This is a genomic window from Amycolatopsis sp. w19, from assembly GCF_051373225.1.
GTDB classification, from domain to species: domain Bacteria; phylum Actinomycetota; class Actinomycetes; order Mycobacteriales; family Pseudonocardiaceae; genus Amycolatopsis; species Amycolatopsis japonica.
In genome coordinates, this window is sequence record NZ_JBPQFM010000012.1 from 17248 (window position 1) to 37509 (window position 20262).

Here is a 20262-nt window from a genome sequence, read left to right on the forward strand (position 1 = left end):
CCGGGACGGTGACGGCGGTGCGGCGGGTGAGTGCGGCGAGTGACGCCAAGGCGCCCAGGATTCTGGACGCGGTGGCGGGGATCGCCCACGATCTCAGCCTGTCCGACGTCCTGCGGCGGATGGTCGAATCCGCCTGCGAGCTGACGGGTGCGCCGTTCGGCGCGCTCAGCGTGCTCGATTCGGACGAGTTCATCCGCTTCGGCGAGGCCTGGGAGCGGCCGCCGTCCGACGACGACGCCCGCGTGGTGCCCATCCGGATGCGCGGCCGCATCTTCGGGATGCTGTACCTGGCCCGCAAACCGGACGGTGAGGAGTTCACCGAATCCGAGGACGACCTGCTCGTCGCGCTCACCGCGGCGGCCGGTGTGGTGATCGAGAACGCCGCGCTGTTCGACCAGGTGCAGCGGCGCGAACGCTGGCTCGAAGCCTCGTACCACGTGACCGGCGCGCTCCTGACCGACCAGGATCTGACCGCGACCCTCCGCCTGATCGCCGAACGCGCCCGCGTCGTCGCCGGCGGGACCGCGGGCGCGGTGGCCCGGCCGCGCGGCGACGGGCAGCTGGTCTTCGAGATCGTCGAGCCGCCGGGTCCCGACTCGGACAAGCTCGCCGGCATCGCCGTGCCGACGGAGGGCACCGCGACCGGGATGGCGTTCACCACCGGAAAACCCGTCGTGGTCCGGGATTACGGCGAGAAGGTGGTCGAGTACCAGGGTGATCGCGGCGCCGTGATGCCCGCGGCGATCAAGGATCTCGACTCCACGGTCGCCGTCCCGCTGATCGTCGGCGAGGAGAAGCTCGGTGTCCTGCTGGTCGCGAAGTTCCGCGACCGGACCCCGTTCTCCGCCTACGACGTCCAGCTGGCCGAGACCTTCGCCGCGCACGCCGCGCTCGCGGTCGAATTCGCCCGCGCGCAACAGGACAGACAGCGGCTCGCCGTCTTCGAAGACCGCGACCGGATCGCCCGCGACCTGCACGACCTGGTGATCCAGCGGCTGTTCGCGATCGGGCTCGGGCTGGAGGGGCTCAGCAGGCTCGCGAGCGAACCCGCCGTCGCCGACCGGGTGACCGGCTTCGCGCACGAGATCGACCGCACCATCCGCGAGATCCGCAACAGCATCTTCTCCCTGCAGGAACCGGCGGAGGCACAGGGCAGCCTCCGGTCGGAGCTGCTGCGGGTCGCGCTGGACGCGGGCTGCGCGTCCGAACCCCGGGTCGGATTCGACGGGCCGCTCGATTCCACCGTGCCGGACACGGTCCGCTCGGACCTCATCGCGACGCTGCGCGAAGCACTGTCCAATGTGGTCAGACATGCCGAGGCGACGACGGTCTCGGTCGACGTCGCGGTCGATCGCGACGGGCGGTGGCTCAAACTCTCGGTGGTGGACGACGGCGTCGGCATGCCGGCCGAACCCGGCCATCGCAGCGGGGTGGTGAACCTCGCCGAACGCGCGGCCCGGTGGAACGGGACGTTCCGCGTCGAGGCGCGGCCCGAAGGCGGCACGAGGCTCGACTGGTCGGTGGAACTGCCGGCCCGACAGAGGAGTGTGGGATGACGATTTCGGTGTTCCTCCTGGACGATCACGAACTCGTGCGCACCGGGCTCAAGACCGTTTTCGAGGCCGAGGACGACTTCACCGTGGTCGGCGAAGCGTCGACGGCCGCCGAGGCGTACGTGCGGATCCCCGCGGTCAAACCGCAGGTCGCGGTGCTCGACGTCCGGCTGCCGGACGGCGAGGGAGTGAGCGTCTGCCGGGAGATCCGGGCGTCCATCGACCCGCCGCCCGCCTGTCTCATGCTGACGTCCTATTCGGACGACGACGCGTTGTTCGGCGCGATCATGGCGGGCGCGGCGGGTTACATGCTCAAGCAGGTCTCCGGGGGCGCGCTCGTCAAGGCCGTCCGCACGGTCGCCGCGGGCGGATCGCTCCTGGACAGCACGCTGACGGCGTCGGTGATGAACCGGCTGCGCGGCGAGACCGACGCCCCGGACCCGCGGTACGAACAGCTGAGCCCGCAGGAGCGGCGGGTGCTCGACCACATCGCCGACGGGCTGACCAACCGCCAGATCGCGGAAAAGCTGTACCTGGCGGAGAAGACGGTCAAGAACTACGTGTCGTCCTTGCTGCACAAGCTCGGCTTCGAACGTCGCACCGCCGCCGCCGTCTACGCCACCCAGCGCCGTAAGTCCTCTTCCTAGAAGAAGGTGAACCCACCGGCGAAGTCGGGATCCTCGCGCAGCACACGGCGCAGTTCGTTGAGGGCCCGGTGCTGGGTGACGCGGACCGCGCCCGCGCTCGCCATGCCCAGCGCGCCCGCGGTCTCTTCGGCGCTGTACCCGTGGATCACGCGCAGCACCAGCACGTCGCGCTGCTTCGCCGAAAGAACCTCGAACAGCCGGGACAGCCGGCGGCTGCGATCCGCCCTCTCGACCTCTTCGAACGTCGGGTTCCACGGTCCGTCCTGTTCGGGCTCCGGATCGGGCACCGGCGCGGACGGGTCGCGCGCGAGGTTGCGGCGGACGTCGGCGACCTTGTGCGAGGCGATCCCGAAGACGTACGGCAGGAAGCTGTTGTCCTGGTAGCTGTAGCGCGGCAAGGCGACGAGGACGGCCATCAGGACCTCCTGCGCGCAGTCCTCGGCGCCGGCGACGCCGCGTGTCGTCGCGCCCAGCCTCCCCGCGCAGTACCGGAACACGATCGGCCGCAGCAGTGCCAGCAGGCTCTCGACGGCCCGCCGGTCACCGCTGATCGCCGCACGGATCAGCTCGCCGTCCGGTTCCCCCGGCCGGGGTACGTAGGTGGGGCGCACTGCTTCGGACACCGTCATCACGCCGGATCGCCCGTTCTCGGCACGCTCCTGTGCGTTCCCATCATCCCCACCTCCCGAAAGCCCCCAGCCCTCTTTGGCCCTTCCGACGTTACGGAGCGCGCCCGCGCGTCACACCGGTATAGGAGCCCGGAGTAGTCGGGTCTTTAGACCCTGGTGGGCCAGGGGTATGGACTTTCACCAGATTGGTCTAGACAATTAGCCCAGCGCGGCGGCAGGCCGCCCTTTCACGGAGGAATCGCGATGAGGCGTTCCAGATCCATGGCATTTCTGGCCGTTTTGGTGCTCACCTTCACCGGCCTGATCACGGGCGGCGGCACCGCGAACGCGGCCAACCTGCTCCTCAATCCCGGTTTCGAGGCGGGTTCGACCTCCGGCTGGTCCTGTGCGGCGGGCGCGGCCGTGAGCACACCGGTCCGTTCGGGCGGTTACGCCGTTTCGGTCACGCCCGGCTCGACGATCGGGAAATGCGCACAGACGGTATCCGTCCGGCCGAACACGACCTACGCGGTTTCCGCCTGGGTGAACGGGAATCCGGTGTACCTCGGCGTCACGGGCGGGCCGTCGACCTGGACCGCGGCGACCTCGTACACGCAGCTCTCGCTCTCGTTCACGACGTCGGCCACGCAGACGACGGCCGAGGTGTACGTCCACGGCTGGTACGGGTCGGGCACCTTCTACGCGGACGACCTCAGCCTCGACGGACCCGGCGGTGGCACGCCCGGCGCGCCGCCGACCCCGGGAAACCCGGCCGTCGGCACGGTGACGAACTCGTCGATCGCGCTCTCGTGGGGCGCGTCGGCGGGGACGGTGACCGGCTACCGCGTGTACGAGGGCGGGACCGTGGTCGCGACGGTGACCGGGACTTCGGCGACGATCTCGGGGCTGACGGCCTGTTCGTCGCACAACTACTCGGTGGCCGCGTACAACAGCGCGGGCGAATCGCCGAAGACCACCGAAGCGGGCGCCACGACCTCCGGCTGCGTGGACACCGGCCTGCCGAAGCACGCGCTGATCGGCTACCTGCACGCGAGTTTCGCCAACGGCTCCGGCTACACGCGGATGGCCGACGTCCCGGCGGCGTGGGACATCGTCAACCTGGCCTTCGGTGAGCCGACTTCGGTGACCTCCGGCGACATCCGCTTCACGCGGTGCCCGGTCGCGGAATGCCCGACGGTGGAAAGCGACGCGGAGTTCATCGCCGCGATCCGCGCGAAGCAGGCGCAGGGCAAGAAGGTGCTGATCTCCATCGGCGGTCAGAACGGCCAGGTCCAGCTGACCACGACCGCGGCGCGGGACGCCTTCGTCAGTTCGGTGTCCGCGATCATCGACCGGTACGGGCTGAACGGGCTCGACATCGACTTCGAGGGACACTCGCTGTACCTCAACTCCGGCGACAACGACTTCCGCAATCCGACCACACCGGTGATCGTCAATCTCATTTCGGCGCTGAAGACGCTGAAAGCCCGCTATGGCGCGGGATTCGTGCTGACGATGGCGCCGGAGACGTTCTTCGTGCAGACCGGATACCAGTACTACGGCGGTCTCGGCGGCGCCGACAACCGGACCGGCTCGTACCTGCCGGTGATCCACGCGATGCGGGACGCGCTGACCGTGCTGCACGTCCAGGACTACAACTCCGGACCGGTGATGGGCCTGGACAACCAGTACCACTTCATGGGCGGCGCGGACTTCCACATCGCGATGACCGACATGATCAAGGCGGGGTTCACGGTGTCGTCGACCGGATTCCGGTTCCCGGGGCTGCGTGAGGACCAGATCGCGTTCGGCCTGCCGGCCGCGGTGAGCGCGGGCAACGGGCACACCGCGCCGGCGGCGGTGCACGCGGCGCTGAACTGCCTGGTGAAGAACTCCGGGTGCGGGTCGTATTCCTTGCGCGGCGGTGCTTCGCCCGCGTTGCGGGGGTTGATGACGTGGTCGATCAACTGGGACCGGTACTACGGATGGGAGTTCCAGAACGCCCATGAACCGTTCCTGAACGCCTTGCCCTGATCCGCATCCAGAGGACTAAACGCGTCGCTTGTGGGCGCGGTGCCGCAAGTACGTGAAGGACCCCTTCATTGCGCTAGACGCAGTGAAGGGGTCCTTCATGTACTCAGGGCTTGCGGGCGTCGGTCACGGGGCCGGGAGGCGTTGCGAAAGCCACTTTCGCAACGCTGAAGGTTGCGAAAGTGGCTTTCGCAACACGCTCGCGCCGCCTCGGGACCGACTTGACCCGTGCGCCCAGCGAAGGGCCCACGCAGTTAGTACTCTGAATGCGATCCTTGCGCGTGCAACGATCGCATTCAGAGGACGAAACGCGGGCGACAAGGGAGCGAGCCCGCACCGTGCAGCATCGGTGCGGGCCCGCAGTACGGGGAGCAAGGGACGTCAGAAGCCCGCGGTGATCCGCGTGAAGTCCCAGTCGTTCTGTGCGATACCACTGCAGTTCTCGGCGACCCCGCCGTTCGGGCAGCCCCGGTCACGGTTGGTCGACCAGAACGCCAGCCTGGCGATCTTGTTGGTCTTCGACCAGTTCGTGATCCGGGTCCAGGTGTCGAGACTCGTGAGTTCCCGCTGGTCCGAAAGACCGTTCATCCCGCTGATGCCCAGGTGGCCGTACGCCGTGGCGTCGTTCCACCCGAAGGTCGACTTCAGCTTGTCCCGCAGACCGTTCGCGGCGTTGATCGTGTTGCCGTACATGTCCGCGCCGCCGCCGAAGTCGAACGGCATGATCGTGTAGACGTCGATCCCGGCGTTCAGCGCCTTCGACTGGTCGATGAGCCGCTGGCCCCAGAAGTTCGGGCCGGTGGTCGTCGTGCCGAAGGTGAGAATGGTCTGGATACCGGGGTTGTTCGCCTTCACGATCTTCAGCGCGTTCAGCACGCGGTCCTGCACGGCCGCGTTCTCGAATTCGTCGGTGTTCTCGATGTCGATGTCGATCGCCTTGAGACCGTAGGCGTCGATCACCTTCTGGTAAGCGCCGGCGAGCGCTTCGGGCGTCGAGCAGTTCGGGCCGAGCTTGTTGCCGCTCCACCCGCCGAAGGACGGCACGATCTGCCCGCCCGCGGCCTTGATCTGCGCGATCGCGTTCGCGTCGACGCCGCCCTGCAGCGGACGGCTGCCGTCCCAAGCCGGGTTGCAGCCACCGGACGACAGGATGAACGCCATCGTGAACCATTTGATCCCGGTCGCGTTCATGACCGTCTGCGGGTTCGGCGGGCTTCCCCACCCCATGTACAGATACGGCGCGCCACGGCCGCCGGGCAGCGGCGGGTTGCTCGTGGTGGTCGTCGGGGAGGTCGACGTCGTGGTCGTGCTGGTGGGCGTGGTCTGCGTCGTGGTCGGGCCGCCACCGCCCGGATCGCACGAACCGCCGTTGATCTTGCAGTTCGCCGGGGCGACGTAGCCGCCGGAGTACTTGACGTTGAACCCGAAACTGGTGCTGCCGCCGTTGGAAAGGTTGCCGTTCCAGGTGTTCTTCACCGTCACGTGCTGCCCGGAGACCGAGTAGCTGCCGTCCCACAGCGAAGCGATCGAGTGCCCGGCCGGGAGGTCGAATTCGACCGTCCAGGCGGGAAGGCTCGATCCCGAGTTGTTGCTGATCGTGTACTTGCCCTCCCAGCCGGAGCCCCAATCGGAGCCCTTGCTGAAGGCGGCACCGACGCCGCCGGCCGCGGAGGCCGGCGCGATCACGAGGACCGCGCCGGCCGTTGCGGCAGCGGCGGACAGGCCGATGGCCTGGATCCAAGTCCGCTTAGCCACAGTCAACCTCTCAGTTCAGGCCATTGCGCATGGCCGTGACCAGTTCGCCGTTCGAGGTGTCGCCACTGAGCTCCCAGAAGAACGCGCCGCCGAGACCCTGGTTCTTGGTCCAGCCCATCTTTCCGTTGATGGTGGCGGGAGTGTCGTAGCTCCACCAGTTGTTGCCGCACTTCGCGTACGCGGTGCCCGCGATCGTGCCGGTCGACGGGCAGCTGTTCTTGAGGATCTTGTAGTCCTCGATGCCCGCCTCGTACGTGCCCGGTGCCGCACCGGTCGCGGTGCCGCCCGGGGCGTCCTGGGTGACGCCGGTCCAGCCTCGGCCGTAGAAACCGATACCCAGCAACAGTTTGCTCGCCGGGACACCCTTGGCCTTGAGCTTCTGGATGGCGTCGTCGGAGTTGAAGCCCTGCTGCGGGATGCCGGGGTAGGACGTCAGCGGCGAGTGCGGGGCCGTCGGGCCCTGCGCCGCCCAAGCGCCGAAGAAGTCGTACGTCATGACGTTGTACCAGTCGAAGTACGCCGACGCGGGGCCGTAGTCGGCGGCGTCGATCTTGCCGCCGCTGCTGGCGTCCGCGGTGATCGCGGCGGTGACCAGGAACGAGGAGCCGAACTTGGTGCGCAGGGCCTGTGCCACGTTCTTGATCGCGGCGGGACCGCTGGTGTCACAGCTGAGACCGCAGGCGTTCGGGTATTCCCAGTCGATGTCGATGCCGTCGAAGACGTCGGCCCAGCGCGGGTCCTTGATCAGCTTGTAGCAGGATTCCGCGAAGCCGGTCGGGTTCTTCGACGCCTGGCCGAATCCGCCGGACCAGGTCCAGCCGCCGAACGACCACAGCACCTTCAAGCCCGGGTACATCTTCTTCAGCTTGCGCAGCTGGTTGAAGTTGCCGCGCAGCGCGCCCGCGTCCCACGTGTCCGCGACACCGTCCACACTGGACCCGGCGTCGTAGAACTTGTCGTAGTCGGCGTAGGTGTCGTCGTTCGCCGTGCAGGAACCGTTGGTGACGTTGCCGAACGCGTAGTTGATATGCGTCAGCTTGGCCGCGGAACCGGAAGTGTGGATGTTCTTCACGTGGTAGTTACGGCCGTAGACGCCCCACTGCACGAAGTAGCCGAGGTTCTTCTTCGCGCCCGGGTTCGGGTTCGAAGTCGTGGTGGTCGGCGGGTTGCTCGTGCTGGTCGACGTCGGGGGATTGGACGTCGTGGTGGTCGGCGTCGTGGTCGGGTTGCCGCCACCCGGGTCGCAGGAGCCGCCGTTGATCTTGCAGTTGGCGGGCGCGGTGTAGGCGCCGGAGTACTTGACGTTGAAGCCGAAACTGGTGCTGCCACCGTTGGAAAGGTTGCCGTTCCAGGTGTTCTTGACGGTCACGTGCTGGCCGGAGACGGTGTAGCTGCCGTCCCACAGCGAAGCGATCGAGTGTCCCGCCGCGAGGTCGAACTCGAGAGTCCAGGAACTCAGGCTGGATCCCGAGTTGTTGGTGATCGTGTACTTGCCTTCCCAGCCGGACCCCCAGTCCGAGCCCTTGGTCAGGGTGGCTCCGACCCCGCCCGCCGCGTTCGCCGGGACGGTCACCAGACCGACCGCGAGCGCCGCGACGGCCGTGAACAGGCCGACCAGATGCCATCTTTTTCTCGACATTTCACTCCTTACAACCCGGTGCCGGGAAATGATCTTGGAGATGATTTCGTCAAAGGGAAATCGGCGACATCGCGTTGCCTCGGCCGAAACCGGGCAGGCGGGGATGAGTCTTCATCGACCACCTCCATGCGGAACGCTTTGTTGCGGGAGACGGTACGTGGTCTGGACCAATATGGGAAGCGTCACTACGTAGAGTGGTGATTTTCCTGCGAACGGCCTAATACGTTCGACAGCGTTAATCGTTCACTGGTCCACAGCCGGTCAGCGGCGGAATTCGTCCATTTCGCCGAGCCTGGCGATATTCGCGGATTCGTCGGGGTCGGGCAGGATGCCGGAAAGGAACACGTCGGTGATTTCGACGGCCACGTCGGGGGCGAGCCGCTTGAGGCTCAGTGCCAGCACGTTCGCGTCGTTCCACTTGCGCGCGCCGGCGGCGATCCACGTGTCCCAGGCCAGCGCCGCGCGGACCCCGGGCACCTTGTTGGCCGCGATCGCCGTGCCCGTCCCGGTCCAGCACATCACCACGCCGAAATCGGCCTCGCCGTCCGCGACCGCCCGGCCCACCGCCGCGCCGAGTTCCGGCCAGACGTCCGACGCCGCCGGGCGCAGCACCTCGTGGCCCGCCTCGGCGAGATACGCCTGGACGGCGTCCGTGGTGGCGTTCCGGTCGTCGGCGGCGAAGGCGATCCTCATGTCCGGATCGTAACGCCGCGTCGACAGGTGACGAACCCGAAGTCATGGGAGGATCTCGGCGTGGACTCGTCTGCGGAGGAGCACCAGGTCCAGCGTGACCAGGAGATCGCACGGACACGGATTCTCGAAACCGCCGCCCGCCTGATCGGCGAGGCAGGTTTCGCCCGGCTCAAGATCGGCATGATCTGCGCCAGGACCGGCTATCCCAGCGGCGTCGTCTACCAGTTGTTCGGCTCGAAGGAGACGCTGGTGCAGCGGCTCGTCGAGTTCGCCGCGGAGAAGTTCGCCGACGTCTTCAGCGCCGCCGTCGCCACGCGGACCGGCGGGCTGACGCCCAGCCCGATGGACATGCTGCGCGCCCTGCTGGACATCTTCTTCGAACTGCTCACCGACATGCCGCCGCTGAACCGGGCGTTCGTGGTGCTCTGGACGGACGCGACCGTCGGCGATCCGGCGGTGCGGTCGGCGATGACCGAGGCCGACCGCCGGTACCGGTTCGCCATCGCGCAGACCGTCGCCGCCGGACTCGCGGACGGTTCGATCACCGGCGTCCGCGACCCGGACGCCTACGCGGCGGCGCTGGTGGGGCAGCTGCGGGGGATCGCCGTGGCCTCGATCATCGACCCCGGTGGCATCGATCTACGCGCTGTTCGCGCGGAGATGGAGTACGCCGTGGACCGGCTCGCCTAACCCGGACCCCGCCCCGCCGCCACCCTCAACGGACAGGCTTCGCCTGGCTGTCAGATCTTGGCCAGCTCGGCCGCGCCGAAGGACACGTTGAACCGGTCGCACCAGATCGTCACGCTCGAATAGCGCGCCAGATCGGTGCCCGCCGGCAGCGTGTAGTTCTGGCTTCCCTTGTTGCCCTTGAGTTTCCCGGCGCTCACGTATGCGCCGTCGTCGAACACGGACCAGCCGTCCTTGCCGGGGAGTACCGGCGCGTCGGTGAGCCAGACCCGCAGATCCGGGCCGTTGCTCGTGTCGAGGTTTTCCAAGCGCAGCACCAGCGATCCGTCGGCCGCGCGCAGGATCCGGACGTCACCGGTGGTCGCGTGCTCGTGGCTGATCAGCGTGCCGGTCGCCACGACCGTGGGCTCTTTCGGGGCGGGCGTGGCACTTCCGGTGGGTTGGGTGGTGGGCTGGGCCGTGGTCTCGGCGACGGGCAGCGCCTCCTGGACCGTCTCGTTCACCCAGAGCTTCCACGGCTGGAACCAGTAGAGGCCCGCGGCCACCGCCACCACCAGTCCGGCCGCCACGACGGCGAGCACCCGCTTGCGTTTCATGCGTTCATTCAACCCCGCGCGGGGCCCGAAGCGCGGTTACCGAACTCTTACGGGTCACGTCTGGGTTTCGGTGGCTTGACCGGGTTCTCGCCGCTTGACACGATTGCCGATCTGAAAAGGGCATATCGGACGGAGGCCCCTCGATGGGTTCGGCGATGTTTTCGATCCTCCTGCCGATAGCGCTGGCGCTCGTCATGTTCGGGCTGGGGCTGACCCTGACCGTCGGCGACTTCACGCGGGTGCTGAAGTACCCGAAGGCCGCCGTCATCGCGCTGGTGTGCCAGATGATCGTGCTGCCCGTGATCTGCGTCGGCCTCATCGTGCTGTTCGGGCTGGAAGGTGTGCTCGCGGTCGGCATGATGCTGCTCGTCGCGTCGCCCGGCGGCACGTCGGCGAACCTGTTCAGCCACCTCGCCGGCGGCGACGTCGCCCTCAACGTCACGCTCACGGCGATCAACTCGGTGCTGGCCGTGTTCACCCTGCCGCTGGTGGTCGGCCTGTCGATGGCCGAATTCCTCGACGGCGGCGCCTCGGTCGGGCTCCAGCCCGCGAAGTTCGTGCAGGTCTTCGCGATCGTGCTGATCCCGGTCGTGCTCGGGATGGCGGTGCGGCACCGGTTCACCACCTGGGCCGAGCGGATGCGCAAACCGGTCAAGATCGGCTCCGCCGTGGTGCTCGTGCTGGTGATCGCGGCCGCGATCGCGCAGGAGTTCCGGACGCTGGTGGACAACATCGGCACGCTCGGGCCGGTGGCGCTGGCGCTTTCCGTGCTCAGCCTCGCGATCGGGTACTACGTGCCGCGGCTGTTCCGGGTGGACCGCGGGCAGGCGATCGCGTCCGCCATGGAGATCGGTGTCCACAACGCCACCCTCGCGATCGCCGTGGCGTTCTCCGTGCTCGGCGACAAGGCGATGGCCGTGCCCGCCGGGGTCTACGGCGTGCTCATGTTCCTGCCCGCCGGGATCGCGGCCTTCCTGTTGTCCCGCAGCCGGGAGAGCGCACCGGTCTGAGCTAGTTTGGGGCTGTGGCGCGTTCCCCCATCGGCGACATCCTCGACGTGAACGGCGTCGCCGTCCATGTGCGTCAGGACGGCGCCGGGCCGCCGGTGGTGTTGCTGCACGGGTACTGCGGGTCGGTGCACTGGTTCGACCGGCTCACCCTCGGCCTGTCCGCGACGCGGCACGTGATCCGGGTGGATCTGCTGGGGCATGGATGCACCGGTGGTTCGTCCGGGCTCGACGCGGTGTCGCAGGCGCGCATGGTGGCCGGTGTCCTCGATGCGCTGGGCGTCGAGGACGTTCTGGTCGCCGGTCATTCCTTCGGCGCGGATGTCGCCCTGGCGCTGGCCGAAATCTCGCCGCGGGTGGGTTCCTTGGTGCTGATCGGGCAGGCGCCGGATTACAGCTACGCGTCCTTTCCGCCGGGGAGTGCGGTGCTGCTGCCGATGATCAGCGCGCTCGTGCGGCTCGTGGCTCACCGCTCGTGGGTGCGGTTCGCTTCGCGGTTTCGCCGAGCGGGCTGGTTCGACGATCCCTTGCAGGACTTGGCCGATCACGCGGTCACCTCGCCCGCGATGGCCCGGGTGGTACTCGTGGAACGCGCGCGACTGCTCGCATTTCGTCCTCTGGATGCGCAAGTGGCGGCCTTGGGACTGCCGTGCCTGGTGATTCTCGGGCGCCGGGACCGTTTTTACGACTGTGACAAGACTTTCGCGCGGTATTCGGCGGTCGGGGCGCGGGTGGAGGTCGTCGAGGGCGTCGGGCATTCGCCGTTCTTGGAGCGGCCTGGCGAGGTCGCTCGGTTGCTTCGGGACTTCAGGGCCTCGTGAGTGTCCTGCTGGTCCGAAATCCGTGAAGGCCTCCTTGAGGGACTCTGGTTCCCTCAAGGAGGCCTTCACGGACTGCGCGGCGTGAGCGAAGGCGTGACTCGCGTGATCAGGGACGTGATTCGCGTGATTGGAGGCCGCACTCGGGGTGTTCCGCTGCTGATCACGCGAGTTCCGGCTTCAATCACGTGAGTGCGGCGCCACTCACGAGACCTGCCTCAAGACCAGCGCGCGCTTGCGTCCCCGATCGCCTGATCCAACACCGCCAGTCCCTCCGCAAGTTCGTCTTCGGCAGCCGTCAGCGGCGGAGCGATCCGGAAGACCCCGCCCATCCCCGGCAACTGCACGATGTTCATGTGCAGCCCCAATTCGAGGCAGCGTCGCGTGACCAGCGCGCCCAGTTCGTCGGAGCTGCGTTTCGTGGCACGGTCCACGACGAGTTCCACGCCGACGAGCAGACCCCGCCCCCGGATGTCGCCGACGACGGGATGACGGGCGGCGAGGTCGTCGAGGCCGCGGCGGAGGAAGGCGCCCAGTGCGGTGGCGCGCTCGTCGAGGCGGTCGCGGGTGAGGACGTCGAGCACGGTGTTCCCGACGGCCGCCACCAGCGGGTCGGCGACATGCGTGGTGAAGAACAGGTAGCCGCGGTCGTGCGCCTCCTGCTCGATTTCCGCGCTGGTGATCACCGCCGCCAGCGGGAGCCCGGCGCCCAGCGTCTTGGACAGCGTGAGGATGTCGGGGACGACGCCGTCGCGTTCGAAGGCGTACCAGTTTCCCGTGCGGCACAAGCCGGTCTGTGCCTCGTCGAGGATCAGCAGCATCCCGCGTTCCCGGCATTTCTCTTGCAGGGCGGCGAAATAGCCCACCGGCGGCTCGATGATCCCGCCGGAGCTCAGGATCGGTTCGACGATGCACGCCGCCAGGCTGCCGACGGACTGGGCGTCGATCATCTCGAATCCGAAGTCCAGCTGGCGTTTCCAGTCCAGTTCCCCGTCCGGGCCGACGAAATCCGGCCGGTACGAGTTCGGCGCGGGAATGGCGAAGTTGCCGGGCGCGGTCGGGCCGTAACCCTTGCGGCCCGCGCTGTAGGTCGCGTTCGCGGCCGCTTGCGTCATCCCGTGCCACGACCGGGCGAACGACACGATCTCGTGCTTCCCGGTCACCAGTTTCGCCATCCGGATCGCGGCCTCGTTCGACTCCGCCCCGGTGGTCAGCAGCAGCGCCTTTTCCAGCGGTGACGGCAAGGTCTCGGCCAGCCGTCGCGCGAGGTCGACGACGGGGCGGCTCAGCATCCCGCTGAACAGGTGGTCCAGTGAGCCGATCTGCCGCCGCACGGTCTCGACGATCTCCGGATGCGAATGCCCGAGGATCGCGCTCATCTGCCCGGACGTGAAGTCGAGGATCCGCCGCCCGGACTCGGTGAACAGGTAGCTCCCGGCGGCGTGATCGATGATCTCACGGGTGAAGTCGCCGGCCCCGGCGTAGCGCACGAGATGCCGGTCGGCGTCGGCCCAGAAACGGTCGGTGGTGGACAGGTCGGTGAGGGGAGCAGCCATGTTCCGACGGTAAGTGGGAGCCGAGCGACACGTCCAGCTCACGATTCCGGCTGTGCTGTTCGGCTGATCCGTACAACAATGGGTGCCATGCTCAATCCTTGGAGGCTCAGCCTGTTGAGCAGGCTGGACACGCTGGGCACTGTCCGCGCGGTCGCGAAGGCGGCCAACCTGAGCGCGTCGAGCGTGTCCCAGCAGCTCGCGGTGCTGGAGGCCGAGACCCGCACGCGGCTGCTGGAACGCACCGGCCGCCGCGTCCGGCTGACCCCGGCCGGGCGCATGCTGGCGCGCCGAGCGCGAGCGATCCTCGATCACATGGACACCGTCGAGGCCGAGTTGCGCGGCCTCGGCGAGGGACCCGCGGGGCACGTCCGCCTCGGTGCCTTCCAGAGCGCGATCCACACCATCGCCGTCCCCGCGGTGAACCGGCTGGCGCGTTCGCATCCGAGCCTCCAGATCGAACTGCTCGAACTCGAACCGCATGTCAGCATGCCCGCGCTCCGGGTCGGCGACGCCGACGTCATCGTCACGACCACGGATTTCGTCGAGCAGCCGCTGGGGCCGGACATCGACCTGGTGCCGCTCGCGACCGACCCGATCGTGCTCGTCGTCCCGCCCGGTCATCCGGCCGCGGGCCGGGGCCCCGCCGACCTCGCCGCCTACGCGAGCGAGCCCTGGGCGTTCGACATCCCCCAGTCGTACATGGCGAACCTCGCGACCCGGCTCTGCCGCGAAGCCGGTTTCGAGCCGCGTGTGATCGCCCGGTTCAGCAACTACATGATGACCTTGCAGCACGTCGAGGCCGGGCTTTCGATCGCGCTCCTGCCCGGCCTCGCCGTCGACAAGCGCTACCGCGTCGCCACCCGCGAGCTCGCGACGCCGGTCGATCGCTCCATCACCGCGGCGATCAGGCGCGGGTCCGCGCCTCGCGCCGCGGTCGACCTGGTTCTCGAGGCGATCCGGAGTCATCCGGAACTGCCGCTGTGAACCCGTGCCGTCGCGCCACCAGCACCACGGCCAGCGTCGGCACGAGCAACACCAGGACACTCCAGGGGAACGACTCGGCGCCGAAACCGTCGAGAAGGACGCCGCCGGCGATCCCGCCGCCCGCCATCGCCGCGTTCCACAGGGTGACCAGCATGGCCTGCGCGATGTCCGCCGCGCCGCCCTGGTCACCAGCCCGCGCGGCGGCGGTCTGCAGCAGGGTCGGGATACCGCCCCAGCCGAGCCCCCACAAGATCGCCGCGACATAGACCAAGGCCGGATTCCCGCCCAGCAGGGCCAAAAGTGTCGCACCGAGCGCCACGAGGACGGTGCCCGCGACGGTCAGCGCCCGCAGCCGCCGGTCGATGTGGACACCGACGAGCCAGATACTGACCATCGAAGCCAGCCCGAACACCAGCAGGATCCGGTCGACCGCGCCGCCCATCGACACGTGTTCGAGGAAGGTGGCGATGTAGGTGTAGAGGACGTTGTGCGCCAGCACGAAGGTCAGCGTCACGAACAGCACCGCGGCGACGCCGGGCACGGCGAGGGTCTTGCGCACCGGGAGCCTGCCGCCCTTGTCCTGCCCGGGGAAGTCGGGAACGCCCACCGCGATCCAGCCCAGCAGGCCGAGCGCGAGCACCGACATCAGCGAGAACGTCACCTGCCAGCCGAAGACACCGCCCAGGAACGTGCCGGCGGGGATGCCGAGCGAAAGCGCGAGCGGGATACCGGTCATCACGATGGCGATCGCCTTGCCCTGCACCGCTTCCGGCGCCAGCCGCCGGGCATAACCGGCCAGCAGCGCCCAGACCACGCCCGCCGCGATCCCGGCGACGAACCGCGCGCCGAGGGTCAGGGGATAGTTCGTGGACAGCGCCGTGACCGTGTTGGCGACGGCGAAACCGGCCACTCCGGCCAGGAGCAAACGTTTGCGTCGCCAGCCCGCGGTCGCGGCGGACAAGGGGATCGCGGTCAGTGCGGTGCCGATCGCGTACACCGTCACCAACTGCCCGGTCGCCGCTTCGCCGACGCCGAGCCCGGCGCTCATCGCGGGCAGCACGCCCGCGGGCAAGGCCTCGGTCAGGACCGTGACGAACGCCGCCGTGGTCAGCGCGAGCAGCGCGCCGAGCGGGAGTTTCGAAGTCATGCTCCGTATGCTCGAACCATCACATAGATGTGAAGGTCAAGTCGGCCGGGGTGAGGTGGCGCACATGCGGATCGGGGAGCTGGCGGAGCGGACGGGGACGTCGCGCCGTCTGCTGCGGTACTACGAGGAGCAGGGTCTCATCATCTCGGAGCGGCTGGCGAACGGCTACCGCGACTACGCCGAGCCGTCGGTCGACAGGGTCATCCAGGTGCGAGGCCTGCTCGACGCCGGGCTGCCCACCAGGATCATCAAGCAGATCCTGCCGTGCCTGGACAAACCCCGGCAGATCTACTTCCCGGACGCGACCGCGGAGATGCTCGAAACCCTGGAGGCCGAACGCGACCGGATGACCCGGCGGGCCGAATGCCTGCTCCGCAACCGGGACGCCATCACCGAGTACCTCGACGCCGTCCGCGCCTACGATCCTGCTTCCTGAGCCGGAGGGACTTTCCTCGCAACGGTCTTGACAGGGTGAGAAAGCGCTTTCAGGATGTGGTCAGGAAAGCGCTTTCAAAGGAGAACTGATGACCACGCGGAAACTCGGCGTCGTGATGAACGGCGTCACCGGGCGGATGGGCTATCGGCAGCACCTGGTGCGCTCGGTCCTGGCGATCAGGGAGGCCGGCGGGGTCGAGCTGGCCGACGGTTCGCGGGTGCAGCTGGAGCCGGTCCTGGTGGGGCGCAACGCGGACAAGCTCGAAGAGATCGCCACCCGGCACGGGCTGACCCGCTGGACCACCGACCTCGACGCCGCGCTCGGCGACGACGACCTCCCGCTGTACTTCGACGCGCAGCTGACCGCGGTCCGCGAGAAGTCGATCGTCCGCGCCATCGACGCCGGCAAGCACATCTACACCGAGAAGCCGGTGGCCGAATCGGTCGAAGGCGCCCTCGCGCTGGCGCGGCACGCCGAGGCAGCCGGGGTGAAGAACGGCGTCGTCCACGACAAGCTGTACCTGCCCGGCCTGCTCAAACTGAAGCGCCTGATCGACAGCGGTTTCTTCGGCCAGATCCTCTCCGTGCGCGGCGAGTTCGGCTACTGGGTCTTCGAGGGCGACTGGCAGGCCGCGCAGCGCCCCAGCTGGAACTATCGCGCCGAAGACGGCGGCGGCATCGTCGTCGACATGTTCTGCCACTGGAACTATGTGCTGGAGAACCTCTTCGGCGCCGTCAACGCCGTGACCGCGAAGGCCGTCACCCATATCCCGGAGCGTGTCGACGAGAAGGGCGCTCGGTACGCGGCCACGGCCGACGACTCCGCGTACGCGATCTTCGAGCTCGAAGGCGGGGTCATCGCCCAGCTCAACTCGTCCTGGTGCGTGCGGGTCCACCGTGACGAACTGGTGGAGTTCCAGGTCGACGGCACCAAGGGCAGCGCGGTCGCCGGTCTGCACAAATGCGTCATCCAGCCGAGGGAGGCCACGCCGAAGCCGGTGTGGAACCCGGACCTGGCGGAGACGCGGTCCTATCGGTCGCAGTGGCAGGAAGTGCCGGACAACGAGGACTTCGGCAACGGTTTCCGCGCGCAGTGGGAGCAGTTCGTCCGCCACGTCGTGGACGACGCCCCGCACCCCTACGACTTCATGGCGGGGGTGCGCGGCATCAGGCTCGCGGAAGCCGGCCTCGAGTCCTCGCGCGAGGGCCGCCGGATCTCGCTGGGCTAACGTCCGAAGACCGCGCTCGGGTCTTCGGCGATCAGCACCGAGATCTCCCGGATCTTGCGGTTCGTGTGCTGCGACGCCTCGGTGAGCCAGCGAAAGGCCTCATCGGCGTTCAGCTCCAGGCGTGCCATCACGATTCCCTTCGCGGTGGCGATGGCGTCCCTGGTCTCCAACGCGGCGACCAGGGTCTCCGCCTGTCGTTCGGCGGCGGCCCAGCGGGACGCGGTCAGGACGATCGCCGAGATCGCCGAGGTGAACATCGCGACCAGGGCGGCCTCCACCGGATCGAAGGCGTTCTCCTGGAAGCTCCAGACGTTGAGCGCGCCGGACAGCGGCTCGGTTTCCCGCCGCCTGAAATGGGACTCGTCGGGCACGAACAACGGGCAGGCCAGCGCGGTCCGCACGCCGAGGAGGTCGGCGGTGGAGGCGAAGTCCGGCCAGCGGGCGGCCGCGTCGGCGTCCAGCAGGGTCCGGACGATCGTCCCGCTCTCGGCGGCCGTCAGGCAGGGGCCCTCGTCCGCGCTGTACTGCGCCTTGTCCAGGGGGAGCAGGGACTCGTCGGTGGCGGCGACGGTGCTCGGTTCGTTGTCGGAGTACAACGTCACCGTGGCCGCGTCCGCACCCGGCAGCAGCCCGACCACCTTCTTCGCCACCCGTTCCAGCAACTCGTCACGGGGCTCGTCGAGCCGCATCGACTCCGTGAGTTCCCGCAACGCCGAAGCGGTGTCGCGAAACTGATCCATCGTGGCCCTTTCCCTCGGACGGCGGATTTCGCCGACCATCAAGAACGTACTCGTTCCGGCTAGCCGGGCATTGGCCGATTCGGGCTAACCCGGGGCCGGTGGCCCGCCGGTTCGGTGGTCATCAGGCCTTCGCCGTGGGTGAGACCGGGCAGCTGCTGCTCGAACCGGGCGACCTCGCCCAGCGGCAGCACGCCCGTCAGCTCGGCCCGGTCGCCGCGCACCACTGAACCGGTGACGAGCCCACCGCATTCGACCAGCCTGGAGAGCGTCGCGGTCACCGAGTCCGCGGGTAGTTCCACCTCGACGCGGCTGACCGGTTCGAGCACTTCGGTCCCCGCGTCCCGCAGCGCTTCTTCCAGCACGAACGGGGTGACCTTGCGGAAGTCGCCCGCCGCGCTGACCGGGCTGAAGTACCCGGTGTGGGTGACGGCCACCACGCAGTCGATCACCTCCCGGCCGGACGGGCCCCGCCGCAGTGTCGCGTAGACGGTCTCCTCGATGGCCTTGTGGAACGCGAGCGGGAGGGAGCCGAGTTCGACGTCGAGGCCGAAGGTCAGGCCGGATCCGGGGGCGCCGGGGCCGACCCGTAGCCCGACCGTCGCGAAAAAGGGATTCCGCTTCTCCGTGATGAGCCACACCGCGTGCCCCGTGCCGATCGGCCGTTCGACGCACACCGGCCGGGTGAGGCTGAAGCCGACGTCGAGGCCGTGCTGAGTGGCGAGTGTCTCCGCGATGATCTCCTTCTGCACTTCGCCGTAGAGCCGCACTGAGACCCGCCGCGTCTCGTCGTCCTGCCGGACGGTGATCAGCGGATCCTGTTCCGCCAGTTCCTGCAGCGCGGTGAACACCGACGCCGTCTCGGCGGGGACGGCCGGGACGACCTCGGTTTCCAAGGCGGGCGGCGGAAACTGCGTGGACACACCGTCGTCTTCGGGGACGCCGAGGAGATCGCCGATCCGGATCTCCTTGAGCCCGGTGATCTTGGCGATCTGCCCGGCCCTCGCGCGGGCCTCGACGGTTTCGTCGCCGAGTTCGAAGACGCGCACCGCGCTCACCTTCGCCTCCTCCGTCACCGCCCCGCCAGGGCGATGGAACCGGACGTGGTCCCGCGCGCCGATCTCGCCGGAGAACACGCGGACGTAGGCGATCTTCTCGTGCGCGCGGCCGCGTTCGATCTTGAACACCGCCGCGCGCAATCGGTCGTCCGGCGCGGGTTTTCCAGCGCCACCAAGGAATTCGCGGATACCCGAAGTCAATTCGGCGATCCCTTCGCCGCTGCGTGCTGAGCCGAAGTAGACAGGGGAGATCACGCCGAGCCGGGTCTGGCGGACGATCTCGTCCTGGTAGTCCTCGGCCGTCAAAGCGTCTTCGAGATACGCGGCGAGGAAGGCGTCGCTGTGCTCGGCGAGCTGCTCGGCCTGCCCGGACGACGGCGAGCGCGGCCGGACCTTCGCGGTCGCCGTGCCGAGGCCGTCGACCTCCGACATCGGCACGCAGGCGACGCCGAGGCGTTCGGCGAGGTCGGCGAGGAGGCCGTCGTGACGAGCGCCCGCCCGGTCGATCTTGTTGACGAAGATCAGCACGGGGATCCGCAGCCGTTCGAGGGCGCGCATGAGCACCCGGGTCTGCGCCTGCACGCCCTCGACGGCGGACACGACGAGGACGACGCCGTCGAGCACGCGCAGCGCGCGTTCGACCTCGGCGATGAAGTCCGGGTGGCCCGGGGTGTCGATCAGGTTGACCCGCAGGTCGCCGACGCGGAAGGACACGACGGCCGAGCGGATGGTGATGCCGCGACGGCGTTCCAGCTCCATCGTGTCGGTGCGGGTGTCCCCGGCGTCGACGCGGCCGAGGGTGCCGATGGCGCCGGTGTGATGGAGCAGGCGCTCCGTCAGGCTCGTCTTACCGGCGTCGACATGGGCGAGGATTCCGAGGTTCAGGTACTCCATGGATGAACGGCTCCAGGGCTGTCGAAAGGTCCATACGGCTCGGGGACTCGACAGCTCGGCGCACGCCGTTCTCCTTCTTTCCGGGAAAGCACCTGGTCGGGCCGGACGTTAGCAGCGTGTTTCCGGCCGGTCACGCGATTTAGCCCCGGCCGTTGACTTGCGGCGCCCCATGGGCTGTAATTCTTGAA

Annotated in this window: 18 protein-coding genes; 9 read left to right on the forward strand and 9 right to left on the reverse strand. The window is 68.4% G+C overall.

Going from position 1 to position 20262, the window contains the following annotated elements:
- Positions 1-8 precede the first annotated feature (8 nt).
- Both ACSMFO_RS22915 and ACSMFO_RS22920 read left to right on the forward strand, forming a co-directional pair.
- On the forward strand, positions 9-1556 hold the full coding sequence (locus ACSMFO_RS22915; RefSeq protein ID WP_436460451.1) for a GAF domain-containing protein: 1548 nt from the start codon (positions 9-11) through the stop codon (positions 1554-1556).
- On the forward strand, positions 1553-2200 hold the full coding sequence (locus ACSMFO_RS22920) for a response regulator (RefSeq protein ID WP_073848207.1): 648 nt from the start codon (positions 1553-1555) through the stop codon (positions 2198-2200). Before ACSMFO_RS22915 ends, ACSMFO_RS22920 begins: the two co-directional genes overlap by 4 nt.
- On the opposite strand, the gene ACSMFO_RS22925 is transcribed toward ACSMFO_RS22920, so the two are convergent.
- Positions 2197-2829: a sigma-70 family RNA polymerase sigma factor gene (locus ACSMFO_RS22925; RefSeq protein ID WP_436460586.1), complete on the reverse strand. Its 633-nt coding sequence runs from the start codon at positions 2827-2829 to the stop codon at positions 2197-2199. The genes ACSMFO_RS22920 and ACSMFO_RS22925 overlap by 4 nt on opposite strands.
- Before the next feature lie 243 nt (positions 2830-3072).
- Here ACSMFO_RS22925 and ACSMFO_RS22930 point away from each other — a divergent pair, with 243 nt between their 5' ends.
- A complete protein-coding gene (locus ACSMFO_RS22930; RefSeq protein WP_436460452.1) occupies positions 3073-4842 on the forward strand; it encodes a chitinase in 1770 nt (589 codons plus the stop codon).
- 378 nt (positions 4843-5220) lie between these two features.
- On the opposite strand, the gene ACSMFO_RS22935 is transcribed toward ACSMFO_RS22930, so the two are convergent.
- The 3 genes from ACSMFO_RS22935 to ACSMFO_RS22945 all read right to left on the reverse strand — a co-directional run bounded on the left by ACSMFO_RS22935 (position 5221) and on the right by ACSMFO_RS22945 (position 8926).
- On the reverse strand, positions 5221-6567 hold the full coding sequence (locus tag ACSMFO_RS22935) for a cellulose binding domain-containing protein (protein WP_436460587.1): 1347 nt from the start codon (positions 6565-6567) through the stop codon (positions 5221-5223).
- Positions 6568-6604: 37 nt separating this feature from the next.
- A complete protein-coding gene (locus tag ACSMFO_RS22940) occupies positions 6605-8233 on the reverse strand; it encodes a glycosyl hydrolase family 18 protein (protein ID WP_436460453.1) in 1629 nt (542 codons plus the stop codon).
- 261 nt (positions 8234-8494) lie between these two features.
- Positions 8495-8926: an RpiB/LacA/LacB family sugar-phosphate isomerase gene (locus ACSMFO_RS22945; RefSeq protein WP_436460454.1), complete on the reverse strand. Its 432-nt coding sequence runs from the start codon at positions 8924-8926 to the stop codon at positions 8495-8497.
- Positions 8927-8986: 60 nt separating this feature from the next.
- On the opposite strand from ACSMFO_RS22945, the gene ACSMFO_RS22950 reads away from it, so the two are divergent.
- Positions 8987-9616: a TetR/AcrR family transcriptional regulator gene (locus tag ACSMFO_RS22950; RefSeq protein ID WP_063273720.1), complete on the forward strand. Its 630-nt coding sequence runs from the start codon at positions 8987-8989 to the stop codon at positions 9614-9616.
- A gap of 50 nt (positions 9617-9666) precedes the next feature.
- Here ACSMFO_RS22950 and ACSMFO_RS22955 read toward each other — a convergent pair whose 3' ends face one another.
- Positions 9667-10209, reverse strand: a complete 543-nt coding sequence (locus ACSMFO_RS22955) for a DM13 domain-containing protein (protein ID WP_436460455.1) — start codon at positions 10207-10209, stop codon at positions 9667-9669.
- 155 nt (positions 10210-10364) lie between these two features.
- On the opposite strand from ACSMFO_RS22955, the gene ACSMFO_RS22960 reads away from it, so the two are divergent.
- Together ACSMFO_RS22960 and ACSMFO_RS22965 are read left to right on the forward strand one after the other, a co-directional pair.
- Positions 10365-11219 (forward strand): bile acid:sodium symporter family protein, encoded by an 855-nt coding sequence (locus ACSMFO_RS22960; protein ID WP_436460456.1) that lies wholly within the window; start codon positions 10365-10367, stop codon positions 11217-11219.
- 14 nt (positions 11220-11233) lie between these two features.
- Positions 11234-12037 carry an alpha/beta fold hydrolase gene (locus tag ACSMFO_RS22965; RefSeq protein ID WP_436460457.1) on the forward strand — a complete coding sequence of 268 codons (804 nt, stop codon included), beginning with the start codon at positions 11234-11236 and terminating at the stop codon, positions 12035-12037.
- Positions 12038-12252: 215 nt separating this feature from the next.
- On the opposite strand, the gene ACSMFO_RS22970 is transcribed toward ACSMFO_RS22965, so the two are convergent.
- Positions 12253-13590 carry an aspartate aminotransferase family protein gene (locus ACSMFO_RS22970; protein ID WP_436460458.1) on the reverse strand — a complete coding sequence of 446 codons (1338 nt, stop codon included), beginning with the start codon at positions 13588-13590 and terminating at the stop codon, positions 12253-12255.
- Between the two features lie 87 nt (positions 13591-13677).
- On the opposite strand from ACSMFO_RS22970, the gene ACSMFO_RS22975 reads away from it, so the two are divergent.
- A complete protein-coding gene (locus ACSMFO_RS22975; protein ID WP_037341651.1) occupies positions 13678-14574 on the forward strand; it encodes a LysR family transcriptional regulator in 897 nt (298 codons plus the stop codon).
- Here the strand turns inward: ACSMFO_RS22975 and ACSMFO_RS22980 are convergent.
- Positions 14495-15721 carry an MFS transporter gene (locus ACSMFO_RS22980; RefSeq protein WP_436460459.1) on the reverse strand — a complete coding sequence of 409 codons (1227 nt, stop codon included), beginning with the start codon at positions 15719-15721 and terminating at the stop codon, positions 14495-14497. The two genes, ACSMFO_RS22975 and ACSMFO_RS22980, sit on opposite strands and share 80 nt — an antisense overlap.
- Before the next feature lie 64 nt (positions 15722-15785).
- Between ACSMFO_RS22980 and ACSMFO_RS22985 the strand changes: the two genes are divergently transcribed.
- Both ACSMFO_RS22985 and ACSMFO_RS22990 read left to right on the forward strand, forming a co-directional pair.
- A complete protein-coding gene (locus ACSMFO_RS22985) occupies positions 15786-16157 on the forward strand; it encodes a MerR family transcriptional regulator (RefSeq protein WP_436460460.1) in 372 nt (123 codons plus the stop codon).
- Between the two features lie 88 nt (positions 16158-16245).
- Positions 16246-17385 (forward strand): Gfo/Idh/MocA family protein, encoded by a 1140-nt coding sequence (locus ACSMFO_RS22990; RefSeq protein ID WP_436460461.1) that lies wholly within the window; start codon positions 16246-16248, stop codon positions 17383-17385.
- Here the strand turns inward: ACSMFO_RS22990 and ACSMFO_RS22995 are convergent.
- On the reverse strand, positions 17382-18125 hold the full coding sequence (locus ACSMFO_RS22995; protein WP_360134060.1) for a GAF and ANTAR domain-containing protein: 744 nt from the start codon (positions 18123-18125) through the stop codon (positions 17382-17384). The genes ACSMFO_RS22990 and ACSMFO_RS22995 overlap by 4 nt on opposite strands.
- A 59-nt stretch (positions 18126-18184) precedes the next feature.
- Entirely contained in the window at positions 18185-20074 is a 1890-nt protein-coding gene (locus tag ACSMFO_RS23000; RefSeq protein ID WP_436460462.1) for a GTP-binding protein, read from the reverse strand.
- Between the last annotated feature and the right edge of the window lie 188 nt (positions 20075-20262).

Excerpts from the sequence above, each read along its gene's own strand:
- ACSMFO_RS22920 (WP_073848207.1), top strand. The coding sequence starts at position 1,553 with ATGACGATTTCGGTGTTCCTCCTGGACGATCACGAACTCGTGCGCACC.
- ACSMFO_RS22925 (WP_436460586.1), bottom strand. The coding sequence starts at position 2,829 with ATGACGGTGTCCGAAGCAGTGCGCCCCACCTACGTACCCCGGCCGGGG.
- ACSMFO_RS22930 (WP_436460452.1), top strand. The coding sequence starts at position 3,073 with ATGAGGCGTTCCAGATCCATGGCATTTCTGGCCGTTTTGGTGCTCACC.
- ACSMFO_RS22940 (WP_436460453.1), bottom strand. The coding sequence starts at position 8,233 with ATGTCGAGAAAAAGATGGCATCTGGTCGGCCTGTTCACGGCCGTCGCG.
- ACSMFO_RS22945 (WP_436460454.1), bottom strand. The coding sequence starts at position 8,926 with ATGAGGATCGCCTTCGCCGCCGACGACCGGAACGCCACCACGGACGCC.
- ACSMFO_RS22955 (WP_436460455.1), bottom strand. The coding sequence starts at position 10,209 with ATGAAACGCAAGCGGGTGCTCGCCGTCGTGGCGGCCGGACTGGTGGTG.
- ACSMFO_RS22960 (WP_436460456.1), top strand. The coding sequence starts at position 10,365 with ATGTTTTCGATCCTCCTGCCGATAGCGCTGGCGCTCGTCATGTTCGGG.
- ACSMFO_RS22970 (WP_436460458.1), bottom strand. The coding sequence starts at position 13,590 with ATGGCTGCTCCCCTCACCGACCTGTCCACCACCGACCGTTTCTGGGCC.
- ACSMFO_RS22975 (WP_037341651.1), top strand. The coding sequence starts at position 13,678 with ATGCTCAATCCTTGGAGGCTCAGCCTGTTGAGCAGGCTGGACACGCTG.
- ACSMFO_RS22980 (WP_436460459.1), bottom strand. The coding sequence starts at position 15,721 with ATGACTTCGAAACTCCCGCTCGGCGCGCTGCTCGCGCTGACCACGGCG.
- ACSMFO_RS22985 (WP_436460460.1), top strand. The coding sequence starts at position 15,786 with ATGCGGATCGGGGAGCTGGCGGAGCGGACGGGGACGTCGCGCCGTCTG.
- ACSMFO_RS22990 (WP_436460461.1), top strand. The coding sequence starts at position 16,246 with ATGACCACGCGGAAACTCGGCGTCGTGATGAACGGCGTCACCGGGCGG.
- ACSMFO_RS22995 (WP_360134060.1), bottom strand. The coding sequence starts at position 18,125 with ATGGATCAGTTTCGCGACACCGCTTCGGCGTTGCGGGAACTCACGGAG.
- ACSMFO_RS23000 (WP_436460462.1), bottom strand. The coding sequence starts at position 20,074 with ATGGAGTACCTGAACCTCGGAATCCTCGCCCATGTCGACGCCGGTAAG.